Genomic DNA, 1,019 nt, shown 5'->3' on the forward strand with positions numbered 1-1,019 from the left:
GTGATGTCGGAGAGGCCGCCGAGGTCGAAGTCGCGGGTGCCGCGATTCTCGAATTCCGACAGGGCGGCGTGCTCGCGGAACACCGAGGCGGCGTTCGGCCAGGAAAAGGCCTTGGCGTGGCCGAGGCGCTGACCGACCTGCGCCATGATCCACCAATCGGCCCGCGCCTCGCCGGGTGCCGCCAGGAAGGCGCGCTGGCGCGAGATCCGGCGCTCGGAATTGGTGACCGTACCGTCCTTCTCGCCCCAGGCGAGGGCCGGGAGCAGGATCGCGTTGCGCGCCCGCACCGTGTCGGTGTTCGCCACCACCTCGGAGACCACGTAGGTGTGGAGCTTGGCCAAAGCGGCCCGCACCCGGTCGGCCCGGGGCATCGAGACGGCGGGATTGGTGCCCATCACCCAGAGCGCCTTGATCTTGCCGCGCTCGATCGCCTCGAAGAGCTGAACCGCCTTCAGGCCCTCGCCGGTGATGATGTTCGGCGCGTTCCAGAACCGGCGCACCAGGTCCACCTCCTCGGGGGTGAAGTGCATATGCGCCGCCAGCATGTTGGCGAGCCCGCCGACCTCGCGCCCGCCCATGGCGTTGGGCTGGCCGGTCAGCGAGAACGGCCCCATGCCGGGTCGGCCGATGCGGCCGGTGGCGAGATGGCAGTTGATGATCGCGTTGGCCTTGTCGGTCCCTTGCGCCGACTGGTTCACGCCCTGCGAGGTGGCGGTGACGACCCGTTGCGTGGTGCGGAACAGGTGGAAGAAGGTCTCGACCTCCGCCTCGCTCAGGCCGGTGGCGGCGGCGGTCGCGGCCACCGTCGGGGCGATCTGGCGGGCGCGCTCCAGCGCGGGCTCGAAGCCGGCGGTATGCTCGGCGATGTAGCGCGGATCGAGGGCGCCATTGTCCGCGAGGTGGACCAGGAGGCCGGAGAACAGGGCGGTGTCGGTGCCGGGCCGGATGCCGAGGAAGAGGTCGGCCTCCTCGCCGGTCTGGGTCCGGCGGGGATCGATGGCGACGATCCTCGTGCCCCG

General features: G+C 71.0%; 1 protein-coding gene. It reads right to left on the bottom strand.

The genetic code is table 11. From position 1 onward, the window contains the following. Positions 1–1,019: molybdopterin-dependent oxidoreductase (locus VQ03_RS25180; RefSeq protein WP_048453656.1), on the bottom strand; the 1,019-nt coding region annotated here is incomplete at both ends.

This window comes from Methylobacterium tarhaniae, from assembly GCF_001043955.1.
Classification (GTDB): domain Bacteria; phylum Pseudomonadota; class Alphaproteobacteria; order Rhizobiales; family Beijerinckiaceae; genus Methylobacterium; species Methylobacterium tarhaniae.